Source organism: Pseudomonas peli, from assembly GCF_050563605.1.
GTDB classification, from domain to species: domain Bacteria; phylum Pseudomonadota; class Gammaproteobacteria; order Pseudomonadales; family Pseudomonadaceae; genus Aquipseudomonas; species Aquipseudomonas peli_A.
Window position 1 is genome coordinate 1 of record NZ_JBNXUH010000434.1, and the last position, 250, is coordinate 250.

Here is a 250-nt window from a genome sequence, read left to right on the forward strand (position 1 = left end):
CGCTACGGCGGTGCCAGGCCAGGGGCAGCGCGCCGGCGAWGGCGCGCTTCATCGGCCCACCCCAGGTCATGCCGAAGAACAGCTCGGACACACCCCCGGCCCCGTCTCCTATACACATCCGACGCCGCCGACCACGCCCAACGAGTATTCGCTACGGCGGTGCCAGGCCAGGTGCAGCGCGCCGGCGATGGCGTGCTTCATCGGCCCACCCCAGGTCATGCCGAAGAACAGCTCGGACACACCCCAGGCC

1 protein-coding gene and 1 pseudogene are annotated in these 250 nt (G+C 70.7%); both read right to left on the bottom strand.

Going from position 1 to position 250, the window contains the following annotated elements; genetic code table 11:
- A partial coding sequence (locus ACQ4LH_RS22170) for a DUF3483 domain-containing protein (RefSeq protein ID WP_430699032.1) occupies positions 1-118 on the bottom strand: 118 nt, incomplete at its 3' end.
- Positions 119-147: 29 nt separating this feature from the next.
- A pseudogene (locus tag ACQ4LH_RS22175) lies at positions 148-250 on the bottom strand (DUF3483 domain-containing protein); the annotation flags it as partial.